Source organism: Mycobacterium sp. ACS4054 (assembly GCF_001667275.1).
GTDB lineage: Bacteria > Actinomycetota > Actinomycetes > Mycobacteriales > Mycobacteriaceae > Mycobacterium.
In genome coordinates, this window is record NZ_LZHV01000063.1 from 14,556 (window position 1) to 27,976 (window position 13,421).

At 68.4% G+C, this 13,421-nt stretch carries 11 protein-coding genes and 1 riboswitch; of the genes, 2 read left to right on the forward strand and 9 right to left on the reverse strand.

Going from position 1 to position 13,421, the window contains the following annotated elements:
• Nucleotides 1-6 precede the first annotated feature (6 nt).
• Nucleotides 7-1,506, forward strand: a complete 1,500-nt coding sequence (gene prpD / locus A5730_RS20795) for a 2-methylcitrate dehydratase PrpD (RefSeq protein WP_067904691.1) — start codon at nucleotides 7-9, stop codon at nucleotides 1,504-1,506.
• Between the two features lie 105 nt (nucleotides 1,507-1,611).
• Here prpD and A5730_RS20800 read toward each other — a convergent pair whose 3' ends face one another.
• The gene (locus tag A5730_RS20800) at nucleotides 1,612-1,830 is read right to left on the reverse strand and encodes a hypothetical protein (RefSeq protein WP_055398917.1); all 219 of its coding nucleotides are present in this window, start codon (nucleotides 1,828-1,830) and stop codon (nucleotides 1,612-1,614) included.
• A 125-nt stretch (nucleotides 1,831-1,955) separates the two neighbouring features.
• Between A5730_RS20800 and A5730_RS20805 the strand changes: the two genes are divergently transcribed.
• On the forward strand, nucleotides 1,956-3,695 hold the full coding sequence (locus A5730_RS20805; protein WP_067904669.1) for a DUF3556 domain-containing protein: 1,740 nt from the start codon (nucleotides 1,956-1,958) through the stop codon (nucleotides 3,693-3,695).
• 61 nt (nucleotides 3,696-3,756) lie between these two features.
• Here the strand turns inward: A5730_RS20805 and metE are convergent, their stop codons facing one another.
• The 8 genes from metE to A5730_RS20845 all read right to left on the reverse strand — a co-directional run bounded on the left by metE (nucleotide 3,757) and on the right by A5730_RS20845 (nucleotide 13,375).
• Nucleotides 3,757-6,027 (reverse strand): 5-methyltetrahydropteroyltriglutamate--homocysteine S-methyltransferase, encoded by a 2,271-nt coding sequence (metE, locus tag A5730_RS20810; protein WP_067904672.1) that lies wholly within the window; start codon nucleotides 6,025-6,027, stop codon nucleotides 3,757-3,759.
• A 136-nt stretch (nucleotides 6,028-6,163) separates the two neighbouring features.
• Nucleotides 6,164-6,354, reverse strand: a riboswitch (cobalamin riboswitch).
• Between the two features lie 51 nt (nucleotides 6,355-6,405).
• Nucleotides 6,406-7,047: an SDR family oxidoreductase gene (locus tag A5730_RS20815; protein WP_067904676.1), complete on the reverse strand. Its 642-nt coding sequence runs from the start codon at nucleotides 7,045-7,047 to the stop codon at nucleotides 6,406-6,408.
• Between the two features lie 38 nt (nucleotides 7,048-7,085).
• Nucleotides 7,086-7,928, reverse strand: a complete 843-nt coding sequence (locus tag A5730_RS20820) for an SDR family oxidoreductase (protein ID WP_067904698.1) — start codon at nucleotides 7,926-7,928, stop codon at nucleotides 7,086-7,088.
• 77 nt (nucleotides 7,929-8,005) lie between these two features.
• Entirely contained in the window at nucleotides 8,006-9,286 is a 1,281-nt protein-coding gene (locus tag A5730_RS20825; protein WP_067904701.1) for a TetR/AcrR family transcriptional regulator, read from the reverse strand.
• Nucleotides 9,287-9,424: 138 nt separating this feature from the next.
• Nucleotides 9,425-10,072, reverse strand: a complete 648-nt coding sequence (locus A5730_RS20830; protein ID WP_067904679.1) for a nitroreductase family protein — start codon at nucleotides 10,070-10,072, stop codon at nucleotides 9,425-9,427.
• On the reverse strand, nucleotides 10,072-11,172 hold the full coding sequence (locus A5730_RS20835) for an acyl-CoA dehydrogenase family protein (RefSeq protein WP_067904681.1): 1,101 nt from the start codon (nucleotides 11,170-11,172) through the stop codon (nucleotides 10,072-10,074). The genes A5730_RS20830 and A5730_RS20835 overlap by 1 nt, the downstream gene beginning before the upstream one ends.
• Complete coding sequence (locus A5730_RS20840; protein WP_067904684.1) at nucleotides 11,169-12,314, reverse strand: acyl-CoA dehydrogenase family protein; 1,146 nt, start codon at nucleotides 12,312-12,314, stop codon at nucleotides 11,169-11,171. Before A5730_RS20840 ends, A5730_RS20835 begins: the two co-directional genes overlap by 4 nt.
• Nucleotides 12,315-12,400: 86 nt before the next feature.
• Nucleotides 12,401-13,375 (reverse strand): SDR family NAD(P)-dependent oxidoreductase, encoded by a 975-nt coding sequence (locus A5730_RS20845; protein WP_067904687.1) that lies wholly within the window; start codon nucleotides 13,373-13,375, stop codon nucleotides 12,401-12,403.
• Nucleotides 13,376-13,421: the final 46 nt, after the last annotated feature.

Genomic DNA, 13,421 nt, shown 5'->3' on the forward strand with positions numbered 1-13,421 from the left:
GTGTTGATGCATACGGTTCGGGCGCGGCGCAGCTCGGACGACTTCCCCCGCGCCGAACACCTCGCGGCCAAGATCGCCGAAGTCGCCGCGGATCCCGTCGCCGTCGAGGTGGAAACCGCGGAGATGGTGGCGAATCGGATCATCGACAACGCGGCGGTCAGCGCGGCCGCGGTGTTGCGTCGACCGGTCACGGTGGCGCGGCGCCAGGCGCTGGCCCATCCCGCGGCCCGCGGCGCCAACGTATTCGGCGTCGACGGCACCTATTCGGCGGAGTGGGCGGCGTGGGCCAACGGCGTCGCGGTGCGCGAACTCGACTTTCACGACACGTTTTTGGCCGCCGAGTACGCCCACCCCGGCGACAACATCCCCCCGCTGGTCGCGGTCGCCCAGCAGCTGGGCCTGTGCGGCGCCGACCTGATCCGCGGCCTGGCGACCGCCTACGAGATTCAGATCGACCTTTCCCGCGGAATCTGCTTGCACGAGCACAAGATTGACCACGTCGCGCACCTGGGTCCGGCGGTGGCCGCCGGGATCGGGACCATGCTGAAGCTGGACACCGAGACCATCTACCAGGCGGTCGGGCAGGCGCTGCACCTGACCACCAGCACCCGCCAATCCCGCAAGGGGCTGATCTCCAGCTGGAAGGCGTTCGCCCCGGCGCACGCGGGCAAGGTCGCCATCGAGGCGGTGGACCGGGCCATGCGCGGCGAGGGATCGCCCGCCCCCATCTGGGAGGGCGAGGACGGCGTAATCGCCTGGCTGCTGGGCGGACCCGAGCGCGAATACCACGTGCCGCTGCCCGCCCCCGGGGAGCCCAAGCGCGCCATCGGAGACAGCTTCACCAAGGAGCACTCCGCCGAGTACCAAAGCCAGGCGCCGATCGACCTGGCCCGGCAGCTGCGTGAGCGCATACCCGACCTCGGTCATGTCGAGACCATCGTGCTGCGCACGAGCCACCACACCCACGTCGTCATCGGAACGGGCTCGGGGGATCCGCAGAAGTTCGACCCCGACGCTTCCCGGGAAACGCTCGACCATTCGCTGCCGTACATCTTCGCCGTCGCCCTGCAGGACGGGGCGTGGCACCACGAACGCTCCTACGCCGCGGAACGGGCGCACCGACCCGACACGATCGAGTTGTGGCGCAAGATCTCCACGGTCGAAGACCCGGAGTGGACGCGCCGCTACCACTCCAGCGACCCGGCGCAGAAGGCGTTCGGGGCGCGCGCCGAAATCACGCTGCGCAGCGGGGAGGTGATCTCCGACGAGTTGGCCGTCGCCGACGCGCATCCGCTGGGCGCGCGGCCATTCCGGCGCCCGCAGTACGTCGAGAAGTTCACCCAGCTGGCCGGCGACGTCGTGGAACCCGCCGAGCGGCAACGGTTTCTGGACGCCGTCGATTCCCTGGCCGGCCTGCAGGCCGGCGCGCTGGATGCGCTCAACGTGCGTGTCGATCCCCGAGTGCTGCGGCTTGCGCCGGTGACCCCGTCGGGCATCTTCGGTTGACCGAAATCGGGTGTGTAGTCACGGCTTTGAGCGTGCGGCCAGGGCGGAGTTTGCGCGGATTTCTCGCCGTCAGTGCACGCTGAAAGCCCTCAAGCGGGGAAGCCTTTACGGACTGGGCGCCGGCCCGCCGTACTGCCACACCAGATTGTGGGCGCCGGTCATCGTGGGGTTGCACCACATCGTCCTGCCGTTGCCGTCCTGGGTGGTCGCGTGCAGCGTCGCGCACCCGTCGCCGGGTGCCGGCGCGTCGGCCCGGGCGACCGCGATCGGTGCGGCGGCGGCGACCAGCACCGCAGCCGATATGGAAACGAAAAGCCTGCTCATGATGGACGCCTCCTAGCGAGCCGCGCCGATCCGGGTTTCACGCTATCCGGCGGCGAGGGCGCAGGCAAAGGATTGTTGCCCGGCTTGAGTGCGGTTCGCCTAGAACACGTTCTAATCTGACCACCATGGGATTTCTCAAGCCTGAGCTGCCGCAGCTCGACATGGCCGAGTGGAACAAGGGCACCCGTAGCGAGAAGATCCGCCCGATGGCCAAGCACTGGGCCGAGGTGGGCTTCGGCACGCCGGTCGCGCTGCACCTGTTCTACGTCGTCAAGATCCTGCTCTACATCCTCGGCGGATGGCTGTTCGCCTCGGCCACCAAGGGACTCGGCGGGTTCACCCACGTCGCGTCCTGGTGGTCGGAACCGATCGTGTTCGAGAAGGTCGTGCTCTACACGATGCTCTTCGAGGTGATCGGGCTGGGCTGCGGCTTCGGCCCGCTGAACAACCGGTTCTTCCCGCCGATGGGGTCGATCCTGTACTGGATGCGGTTCGGCACCATCCGGCTGCCACCGTGGCCGGACCGGGTCCCGCTGACCAGGGGCACCAAGCGCAAGCCGATCGACGTCGCGCTCTACGCGCTGTTTTTGCTGGTGACGCTGAGCGCGCTGTTCGCCGACGGCACCGGGCCGATACCCGAGCTCGGTACGACGATCGGGTTGCTGCCGACCTGGAAGATCGTGCTCATCCTGTTGCTGCTCGCCGTGGTTGGGCTGCGTGACAAGGTGATCTTCCTGGCCGCGCGGGGAGAGGTCTACGCGACGATGGCGGTGACCTTCCTCTTCGGCGGGGTGGACATGGTCGTCGGATCCAAGGTCGTCTTCCTGATCATCTGGATGGGCGCCGCCACGTCGAAGCTCAACAAGCACTTCCCGTTCGTGATCTCCACGATGATGTCCAACAACCCGCTGGTGCGGCCCCGCTGGCTGAAGCGGCAATTCTTCGAGAAGTTCCCGGACGACCTGCGGCCGGGCCGGCTGTCGCGATGGCTGGCGCACGTGAGCACCGCCATCGAGATGCTGGTGCCGCTGCCGCTGTTCTTCTGCCACAGCGGCTGGCCGATCACGATCGCGGCCATCGTGATGGTCTGTTTCCACCTGGGGATCCTGGTGTCGATTCCGATGGGCGTGCCGCTGGAGTGGAACGTCTTCATGATCTTCGGCGTGCTGTCGCTGTTCGTCGCGCACGCCCGACTGGGCCTGCGCGACCTGAGGCACCCGGTGGTGGTGGCGATACTGTTCGTCGTCATCGCGGGAATCGTGTTGCTGGGCAACATGTTCCCCCGCAAAATCTCGTTCCTGCCGGGGATGCGGTACTACGCCGGCAACTGGGACACCACGCTGTGGTGCATCAAACCCTCGGCCAGCGACAAGATCGCCAGGGGCATCGTGGCGATCGCGAGCATGCCGCAGGCCCAGCTCGAGCGGTTCTACGGCAGCCCGGAGGCCGCGCAGATCCCGCTCTTCATGGGATATGCGTTCCGCGGCTTCAACACTCACGGCCGCGCGCTGTTCACCCTCGCGCACCGCGCGATGGCGGGCCGGAACGAGGACGACTACGTCCTCACCGACGGCGAACGCATCTGCAGCACCGCCATCGGCTGGAACTTTGGCGACGGCCACATGCACAACGAGCAGCTCATCACCGCCCTGCAGGAGCGCTGCCATTTCGAGCCGGGGGAGGTGCGGGTGGTGCTGCTCGACGCGCAGCCCATCCACAAACAGGTGCAGGCCTACCGGCTGGTGGACGCGGCGACGGGCGAGTTCGAGCGCGGCATCGTCCGCGTCGCCGACATGGTGACCCGGCAACCGTGGGCCGACGACGTTCCCGTCGAAGTGCTTTCGGACGAGGCCGCGCCGGCGTGACGCCCGGCCCCCGGCGCCACGCTGGCGTGTCCCCCGCAAGCGGGAGGTGCCCCCAGCCCGGCTAGGCCCCCGCCCGCACCTCCCGCGCCGCGGCCACCATGTTCTGCAGCGAGGCGGTGACCTCGTCGGCATTGCGGGTCTTCAGGCCGCAGTCCGGGTTGACCCAGAGCCGTTCCGCCGGAACGGCTTTCAGCGCCGCGCGCAACGACTCCGCCATCTCCTTCGTGCTCGGCACCCTGGGCGAGTGGATGTCGTAGACGCCCGGGCCGACGCTGTTGGAAAAGCCGACCGAGTTGAGGTCGTCGAGCACCTCCATGTGTGAGCGCGCCGCCTCGAGGGAGGTCACGTCGGCGTCCAGGTCCGCGATGGCCCCGATCACCTCGCCGAATTCCGAGTAGCACAGGTGGGTGTGGATTTGGGTGGAGTCATCGACGCCGGAGGTGGCCAGCCGGAAAGAACCTACGGCCCAACGCAAATAGTCCTCCTGACCCGCGCGGCGCAGCGGCAGCAGCTCCCGCAACGCGGGCTCGTCGACCTGGATGACGGCGATGCCGGCGGATTGCAGGTCCACGGTTTCGTCGCGGATGGCGAGCGCCACCTGGTTGGCGGTGTCGGCCAGCGGCTGGTCGTCGCGGACGAACGACCACGCCAGGACCGTGACCGGACCGGTCAGCATGCCCTTGACCGGCTTGTCGGTCAACGATTGCGCGTACTTGATCCAGTCGACGGTCATCGGGTGGGTGCGAATGACGTCGCCGTAGAGGATCGGCGGACGCACGCAGCGGCTGCCGTAGGACTGCACCCAGCCGCTCTGCGTCGCGAAGAAGCCCTGTAGCTGCTCGGCGAAATACTGCACCATGTCGTTGCGTTCCGGCTCGCCGTGCACCAGCACGTCGAGACCGAGCTCCTCCTGCAGCGCGATGACGTCGGCGATCTCCTTGCGCATCCGCTTCTCATACTCCGCCTGGTCGATCTCGCCGGATCGCAGCGCGGCGCGCGCCTTACGGATCGCGGAGGTCTGCGGGTAGGAGCCGATGGTCGTGGTCGGCAGCGGCGGCAGGTGCAACCGCCCGTCCTGGCGGGCGCGACGCGACGCCGCGTCGCCGCGGTGGGTGCCCGTGGCGACGATCTCCTCGATGCGCTCCCGCAGCCGGTCGTTGTGCAGCCGCGGGTCGCTCTTGCGGGAGGCCACCGCGGCGTCGGACGCGGCGATCTCGTCGGCGACCGCGCCGCGCCCTTCGCGCAGGGCGCGCGCGAGCGTCACCACCTCGGCGACCTTCTCCTGGCCGAACGCCAGCCAGCTGCGCAGCGCGTCGTCCAGGTCGGCCTCGGGTTCGAGCGAATACGGAACGTGCATCGTGGAGCACGACGTCGAAACCGCCACCCTCCCAGCCGAACCCAGCAGGGTCTGAAGTTTGCCCAGCGCGGCCTCCAGGTCGGTGCGCCAGACGTTGCGCCCGTCGACGACGCCGGCCACCAGGGTCTTGCCGGACAGCTCCGGTATGCCCGCCACCGCCGTGTCGGCGCCGTACACCAGGTCGACGCCGATCGCCTCGACCGGGGTGCGCGCTAGACCGGCCAGCGATGCGCCGGGATCGCCGAAGTAGGTGGCGACGTAGATGGCCGGCCGGTCGGTCACCTTGCCCAGCGCGTTGTACGCGGCCTCCGCCAAGGCCGGGGCGTCGGGGGAGATGTCGGTCACGAGCGCCGGCTCGTCGAACTGCACCCACTGCGCGCCGTTGGCGGCGAGCAGTCCCAACAGCTCCGAGTAGACGGGCACGAGCTCCTGCAGTCGCTCGATCGGCGCGCCGCCGCCGTTGACCGCTTTGCTCAACAGCAGGAAGGTGATCGGTCCGATGACGACGGGGCGGGCGGGGATCCCCTGCGCAAGCGCCTCTTTCAGTTCGGCGAGCACCTTGTCGGTGTTGAGCGAGAAGGTGGTCGAGGGCTCGATCTCGGGGACCAGGTAGTGGTAGTTGGTGTCGAACCACTTGGTCATCTCCAGCGGCGCGACGTCGGAATTGCCGCGGGCTGCGGCGAAGTAGCGATCCAGATCGTCGGGGACCCGTGCGGCCCGGGCCGGCAGGGCGCCGAGCATGACGGCGGTGTCCAGCATCTGGTCGTAATAGGAGAAGGTGTTCACCGGCACCGAGTCCAGGCCGGCGGCGGCGAGGCCGGCCCACATGTCGCGACGCAACGTCGCGGCGACCGATTCCAGCTCGGACCGGCTGGTGCGTCCGGCCCAGTACCCCTCGGTGGCGCGTTTGAGTTCGCGCTTCGGGCCGATGCGGGGCGAGCCGACGACCGTGGCGGTAAATGGTTGAGAGATCACGATATTCGTCCTTCAATCGACGGGGTGGTCACCGCCATTGCGGACGCGAGCCGATCCGGCTGCGGTGCGCAACGTACACACATCGCAACCGTCGCGGCCGAACGCCCATTCCACGAGGCGATGAGCCGCCGGGCGCGGCGCGCCCGGCACAGCTGGCAGGTCTTCGGACTCGCAGGCACGCACCCGTGGTGCTCCTACTGGCCGTCGCTTCCCGGTCTTGCGACCAGTGCTTTTGACGGCGGTCGTTCCTGCATACCGCTGCGGGACAGTCCCGGGCTCTCACCGGGTTCCCTCTCGCGAAGCGTTACTAACTTGCCTCGCTCGATGCCGACGTCGCGTGGTGCGGCGACGGCAGACCAGCTGCGATACGAAGTTTAGTCAGCCCTGCAACGCCGCCGCGATCGGGACGTCGCCGTTGTTGAAGTCGATGGTTCGCCCTATCGTCGCGTTGTTTTCCAGGGCGACCGCGGCCACCTGCGCGACGTCCGCACGGGATACCTCACCTTTGCCCTCACCGAGGGCGATCCGGCCCGTCGGCGGGTCGAGGGTGAGCCGGCCCGGTCCCAAAATCGTCCAGTGCAAGCGGCTGGCGCGCAGGTGTTCGTCCGCGGCCGCCTTCGCCTCGGCGTACGGGAAGAACGAATTGTCCTGCGCGACAACGTGATCGGGACCCGCCCCAAAATACGACACCATCACGAATCGCAGGATGCCCGCCCGCTCGGCGGCGTCGATCACCCGGATGGCCGCGTCACGGTCGACGGCGTAGGTCCGCGCCGGGTTGCCGCCACCGGCCCCGGCGGAGAAGACGACCGCGTCGTGCCCGGTCAGCAGCTCGGTGAGCGCGTCGGTGTCCAGGCGCTCGATGTCGGCGACCACCGGCTTTGCGCCGGTGGCCGCGACGTCGTCCGAATGGTCGGGGTTGCGGAAGACCGAACTGACCTCGTCGCCGCGTTCGGTCAGGATGCGGGCCAGCTGGAGTGCGACCTTGCCGTGGCCGCCGATGACGATGACTCGTGCCATGCCACCGACGGTACCGGCGCCGAAACGGGCACCCGTCCCTAGAGCTTCACCCGCCCCATGATGATGTCGATGATCGGCTTGCCCGGCGGGTAGGCGTTGGTGAGCGAGGCCATCGTGTGCCCGTAGTCCACCAGCAGCGTGATGCCGCTGATGCCGAAGGCGGCGGCGCTGTTGAGGAACGCCATCACGTCACCCATCTGCTCGGGGGTATGCACCTTCGAGCCGGTCTCCTCGCGGTAGTCCTGCGCGAAGGTGAGCCAGAGGTCGGCGTTGGCTTGGGCCAGCGGGGTGTCGGTGGGGCCGGGGCAGATCGCGTTGATCCGGATGCCCTTCTTCAGCAGCGGGTAGCCCTGGGTCGCCACGTAGGCGTTGACGACCTTCTTGGAAAAGCCGTAGTGGATGATGCCTTCCGCTTCGTGCGCCTTGACCCAGTCCTGCGCCGAGGCGAAATCCGGCGTGGCGAGAAATTCGGTCAGCAGCTCCAGGTCGTTCTCCCAGCCCATGCCGGCGACAGAGGAGATGAAGCAGATCGCCGAGCCGGAGGGAAGCTGGTTCTTCTCGAGGAGGCGATCGATGAGGTGGCGGTGGCCGAGGAAGTTGATGGCCATCAGGTCGGTTGTCCCGTCGGCGATGCCGGCGGCCGAGAATAGTGCGTGGACCGGGCCGTCGAGCTGCTCGACCGCCGCGTCGATCGACGCGGGATCGCGCAGGTCCACCTGGATGGCCTTGGCGACGTCGTAGTTCACCGGCGCGTAGTCCATCACGATCACCTCGGCGCCGAGCTCGGCCGCGGACTTGGCCGCCGCCGCGCCCATGCCGGTGGCGCCGCCAACGACGAGAGCCCGCTTGCCGTCGTAGCGCAACCGATCGACAACAGTCATGGAAATCCCCTTCTCGTTCACTGCCAACGCGGTTCTAATTGCCCAACTGTATGGGTAACAGTTTTTTGGTTCAACACCTACCCCGCACGAACCGCGACGCCACGCAAAACGGTGTCGCGGACGTGCACGAGCGCGGCGCGTTTGCCGACGTCGGCGAGGATGTTCTCCGGTATCCACTGCAGGCCGATGACGCAGCGGGCGAGCATGGCGGTGGATGCGGCGTCGGCGGTGATCTCCCCGGATTGGATGCCTTCGGAAAGAAGCGTTTTCATCTGCCGAAGTCGCGTCGCATACAGCCACCCCGGGTTGGGGGTGTCCGGGGGCGATTGCCGCATCCAGGCGAGCTGAATGCGGAACTCGTCGGAGAACCGATCGAGCGCATTGACGTTGACCCAGCTCAAGGCGTCCAGCTTCTCGATCGGCGTCGCGTTCGAGCGCAGGACGCTGACCCAGCCCGCCTCGACCTTCCGGCCGAACGATTCCATGATCGACGCCAGGAGTTCGTCCTTCGACCCGATCACCCGGTAGACGGTTCCCGTGCCGAGGCCGGCCGCGGAGGCGATGTCCCTGATGGTGGTGGCCTCGTAGCCCTTGCGGCCGAATTCCGTCCGCGCCACCGCGCGGACGTGCGCCGCCTTGTCGCTGGGGTCGGCGTCGCTGTCGTCCGACCAGGTCTCGATGACGTCCCGGGCGGCCGCGAAGGCACTCGACCGGTACAGCGCCGAGTCGGTAGGCGGCCGGGTTGCCAACCCCTGCAACATGATTCGGCAAAGCAGGGCCGCCACCTGGTCGGCGGGGGACTTGTGGCGCATGACGTCAAGGCCCACCTGCAGCATGGTCTGGCAGATCCGGTCGGCCAGGGTGGGCAGATCGATGTCGGGCTTGATGTAGCCGCTCCACCGGCCCGCGCGCAGGGTTTGCAGCATCGCCTCCTGAATCGCCACGGGGCGCTGCTGGGTCAGCTTCATCAACTCCGGGTCGGTGCTCGGCCCCTCGTAGAACGACATCTGCAGCGCGGCGCGGTGCTGCACGGCGCAGTTGGCGATCGCCGAGCCCAGTTCGACGATCTGCTCGGGGACCGGGCGGGGGTCGGCCTTGTCCAACTTCGCTTGCGCGGAAAGCCCGATCCGGTCCAGATCCTCCTGATAGCGGTGGATCAACTCGATCAGGATCGCCTCTTTGGACTCGAAATGGTGATAGAGGCTGCCGGGAAGAATTCCCGCCGCGTCGGCGATCTCCTGCAACGAGGTTCGCAACCCCGACTGCGCGATCAACGAGGCCGCGGTGGTCAGGATTTCGGTCCGGCGCGTGCCCAAATCGGCTGTGGCGCCGGCTCGCAAGGACTCCGCTCTGGGCATGGTCAGCGCTACGCGCATCCGGACGACTGCGGTTCGACAACCATACGCATTCGTCCCTCTCGCCGAACCAAATCTTTGTTAGAGGTTATCAGACCCGACGCGGCGAACGCCCTGCTAACAGCGGTGATGGCCTCCATTCTAGAGCCCTGGCCCGTCCCAACCGTCGCGCACGACCACCTCGGCGACCGGCCTGCGCCGGGCCGGCCGGAACGTGTGCCCCGCGCGCAGCCGGCCCACCGGAAGCAGGCAGCCCTGCACGTAGGTTTCGGGGATGCCCAGCAACTCCCGCACCTCCTGCTCGCGATGCAGGTGCAGCGTCGTGATGCAAGTGCCGTATCCCCGGGTGTGCAGCGCCAGCTGAAAGTTCCACACCGCCGGGAAGATCGAGCCGTAGAGCGTGGCCTGGTGAAACGATTCGTCGCCCTCGATGCGCGGCAGGTACGGCTCGTAACACGGAATCACCAGCAGCGGCACCTCGGCCATGTGCTCGACCAGCCACTCGGTCGACGACATGATCCGGCCCTCCGGCGTCCCGGCCGGCACGAAATCGGCGATCAGTTGGCCGCCCACACGCAGCAGGTAGGCCGCGCGGTACAGCCGTGCGATCTCCTCGCGCAACGCCGGGTCGGTGATCACCAGCCAGCGCCACGACTGCTGGTTGGAGCCGTTGGCCGCCTGCAGCCCGATGCGCAGGCATTCCCGAATGTCTTCGCTGTCGACCGGCGCGTCCAGGTCGAGCGTCTTGCGCGCCGAGCGGGTCGCGGCGAGCAGGTAGTCGATATCCATCATGGCCGGTCCCTCTTCGCAAGGCGCGCACCGAGTTCCGTGAGGTAGCGGTCGGGCCCACCGAGGAACGCGCTCCAGCTCAGCAGGCGCTTGAGGTACAGGTGCGCGTCGTGCTCCCAGGTGTAGCCGATCCCGCCGAAAACCTGAATGGCCGTGTCGCCCACCGTGGCCAGCCGCCCGGCGAACGCCTTCGTCCGTACCGCGGACAGATGCCGCTCGGCCGGATCGGCGTTGTCGGCGGCCCACAGCGCGTGGATCACGCCGCTGCGGGCGAGTTCGACGGTCTCGAACATGTCGACGCACAGATGCGCAACCGCCTGGAACGAGCCGATCGGCTGCCCGAATTGCGTTCTGGTTTTGGCGTATTCGATCGCGATGTTCATGACGGCGCGCGCCGCACCGAGGGCGTCGGCGGCGGCGGCGATCAGCACGTCGTCGACCGCCGCCGCGGCGGCGGCCGCCGACGCCGCGGCCAGTCGCTCCGCCGGCACCGCGTCGAGCGTGACGCGAAACCGCTTGCGGGTCTGGTCGATACCGTGTTCGGCCGTGACCGCAACGCCCGAGGAGTCCGTTCGCACGGCGAACAGCCCTTGCCCGCCGTCATCCTCGGCGAAAACCAACAGGACGTCCGCGGCGGCGGCGTCGGGCACCGCGGCGATCTCGCCGCGCAACACGACGCCCCCCGCTTCCCCTCGGGCCGCGGCAACGGAAGCATCGGCCGGGAGGCAGGCGGTGGCGACTGTGGTGCCGTCGGCGATCCCGGCCAACAGCCCGGCCCCGGCGCCGGTCGCGCCGAGCCGGGTCAACGCCCGGGGCGCGGCGACGGCGGTCGACAACCACGGCCCCGGATGCAGCGCGGCGCCCAGCTCTTCGGCCACGATGCCGGCCTCGACCATCGACGTGCCGGCGCCGCCGTGTTCCTCCGGGACCAGCAGGCCGGTCGTCCCGAGCTCGGCAAGCCCACGCCACACCGCCTCGTCGATGCCGGTCGGGTCGTCGAGCAGCGGGCGCACGTGTTGCGATATCGGCGCCTTGTCGGCGAGAAAGCGCCGGGTGGTGTCGCGCAACGCCGCCTGCTCGTCGGTGAGTTCGAGGTTCATCCGCGCGGCAACCCGAGTACCCGCTGGGCGGTGATGTTCTTGTTGATCTGACTGGTGCCGCCGGCGATGGTGAGCGACCGCGACGTCAGGCGGTAGTTCGCCCACGGAGCGCCGGCCCCGCTGGTGCCCAGCACGTCGAAGGCCAGAGCGGCCATGTCCTGCCCGATCTCGCCCCACACGGTCTTGGCGAGGCTGGCCGAACCGAAGGCGTCACCGCCGTGCAGCGTGGCCGAGATCGACCGCTGGCACAGCACCTCGAGATACTTGATGCGGAGCGCGATTTCGCCCAGGCGGCGCAGCGTCACGGCGTCGTCGAGCGCGTCGGTGTGCGCGGCGAGGTCGCCCACCAATTCCTCGAGCCGCACCTGCATCTCGGCGTATAGCCTTGCGGCCCCGGCCCGTTCGTGGCTGAGCGTGGTGGTGGCCACCTGCCAGCCGGCGTTCAACGGGCCGAGCAACGCGTCCGCCGGCACCCGTACGTCGTGGAAGAAGACCTCGGCGAAATCGGCTTCACCGTTGAGCGTCACCAGCGGGCGGGCTTCGATGCCGGGCAGGGACATGTCCACGATCAGGCAGGAGATGCCCTTGTGCTTGGGTGCGTCGGGATCGGTGCGCACATACAGCTGGCACCAGTCCGCCCGGTGCCCGAGCGAGGTCCAGATCTTCTGGCCGCTGACGACGAAGTCGTCACCGTCGCGCACGGCGCGGGTGCGCAGCGCCGCGAGGTCCGAGCCGGCTTCGGGTTCCGACATGCCTTGGCACCAGATGTCGTCGGCGCGCATCATGCGGGGCAGTAGCGTGTGCTTCTGGGATTCGGTCCCGTATTGCATGATGGCCGGCGCGATGTTGTTCAGCCCAATCACGTTGAGCGGCATGGGCGCCCGCGCGCGGGTGGTTTCCTCGGTGTAGACCAGCTGCTCGAGCACCGTCGCGCCGCGGCCACCGTACTCGCGGGGCCACGAGACGGCGGCCCAGCCCGCGTCGGCCATCGTCGCGCTCCAGGCGCGCAGCATTTCGATTGCGGCGTCGTCGCGCCCGGCGGGACGACGGGCGGCCACCAGCTCGTCGGTCAGGTTCGCGGCCAGCCAGTCGCGCAACTCGGTGCGGAACTGTTCCACTTCCGCCGGGTATGAAAAGTCCACTTTTCCTTGTTCTCTGGTGAATTTGCGACCTAGCCGGACTTTACGGTTGAGCGGATAGCCGGTCAACGTCGGCGACGGCGGACACCTCAGCTGCCTCGTGGTTCGGGGAAGCTGACCTCGGCGTTGCCCGGCATCGCGCTGACGCCGCGTCGTGCACACACCTCCAACACCTCGTCCACGATCGACGAGGGCACCGAGAATCTCTCCGTCAACGAGATCTGTTCGAGGTGTTCCCCGATGTCTTCGGCCGTCGGCTGGCTTTCGGGGTCCGCCAGCCACCCTTCGCCGAGTCCGACGAACACCCGCGCGTAGCGGCCGGCGGCGGCCGAATAGTTGCGATGGGTGAACGTGCAGGCCCTGCTGGCGAGGAAGGTCACCAGCGGCACGACCAGCTCGGGGCGGATGGCCCGCATGAAGCCGGATTCGGCGAGGAACTTCTCGTCGCCCACGGTCTCGGTCACCATGCGCGAGAACCCGGTCGGCATAACCGAATTGGCGTGTATGCCGTGGGCCTCGCCCTCGATCGCGATCACGTTCGTCAACCCAACCAGGCCGGCCTTCGCCGCGGCATAGTGGGCCTCCATCGGCTGACCGAAGACGCCGGCGGACGACGAGATGAACACGAACCGCCCGCCCCCGTTCTTCTTCATGACCCGGTACGCGGGCTGAGACAGGTGAAAGCCGCCGTCGAGGTGCACGCGCAGCATACGGGCCCAGTCGTCGTGGGAGAGGTCCTCGAAGGGCGCGCTGCCGAAAACGCCTGCGTTGCTGACGACCGCGTCGAGCCGCCCGAAGGCGCCGATCGCCGCGTCGATGATCGCCTGGCCGCCCGCCGGGCTGTCGACCGAGTCGTGGGATGCGACCGCCGTGCCACCCGCTTTGGTGATCTCGTCGACGACGCCGGCGCCGGCGGCCGAGTCCGTGCCCTCGCCGCTCATGGACCCGCCGACGTCGTTGACCACCACCGCGGCGCCGCGGCGGGCGAGGTCCAGCGCGTACAGCCGACCGAGCCCGCGGCCGGCGCCGGTGACCACGGCGACCTGGCCGGTGAAGTCAATCACGATGTGCTCCTCGCCCGATTGACTGCGATCGCAGCGGACTTTACGG

Excerpts from the sequence above, each read along its gene's own strand:
- prpD (WP_067904691.1), top strand. The coding sequence starts at position 7 with ATGCATACGGTTCGGGCGCGGCGCAGCTCGGACGACTTCCCCCGCGCC.
- A5730_RS20800 (WP_055398917.1), bottom strand. The coding sequence starts at position 1,830 with ATGAGCAGGCTTTTCGTTTCCATATCGGCTGCGGTGCTGGTCGCCGCC.
- A5730_RS20805 (WP_067904669.1), top strand. The coding sequence starts at position 1,956 with ATGGGATTTCTCAAGCCTGAGCTGCCGCAGCTCGACATGGCCGAGTGG.
- A5730_RS20815 (WP_067904676.1), bottom strand. The coding sequence starts at position 7,047 with ATGGCACGAGTCATCGTCATCGGCGGCCACGGCAAGGTCGCACTCCAG.
- A5730_RS20820 (WP_067904698.1), bottom strand. The coding sequence starts at position 7,928 with ATGACTGTTGTCGATCGGTTGCGCTACGACGGCAAGCGGGCTCTCGTC.
- A5730_RS20825 (WP_067904701.1), bottom strand. The coding sequence starts at position 9,286 with ATGCCCAGAGCGGAGTCCTTGCGAGCCGGCGCCACAGCCGATTTGGGC.
- A5730_RS20830 (WP_067904679.1), bottom strand. The coding sequence starts at position 10,072 with ATGGATATCGACTACCTGCTCGCCGCGACCCGCTCGGCGCGCAAGACG.
- A5730_RS20835 (WP_067904681.1), bottom strand. The coding sequence starts at position 11,172 with ATGAACCTCGAACTCACCGACGAGCAGGCGGCGTTGCGCGACACCACC.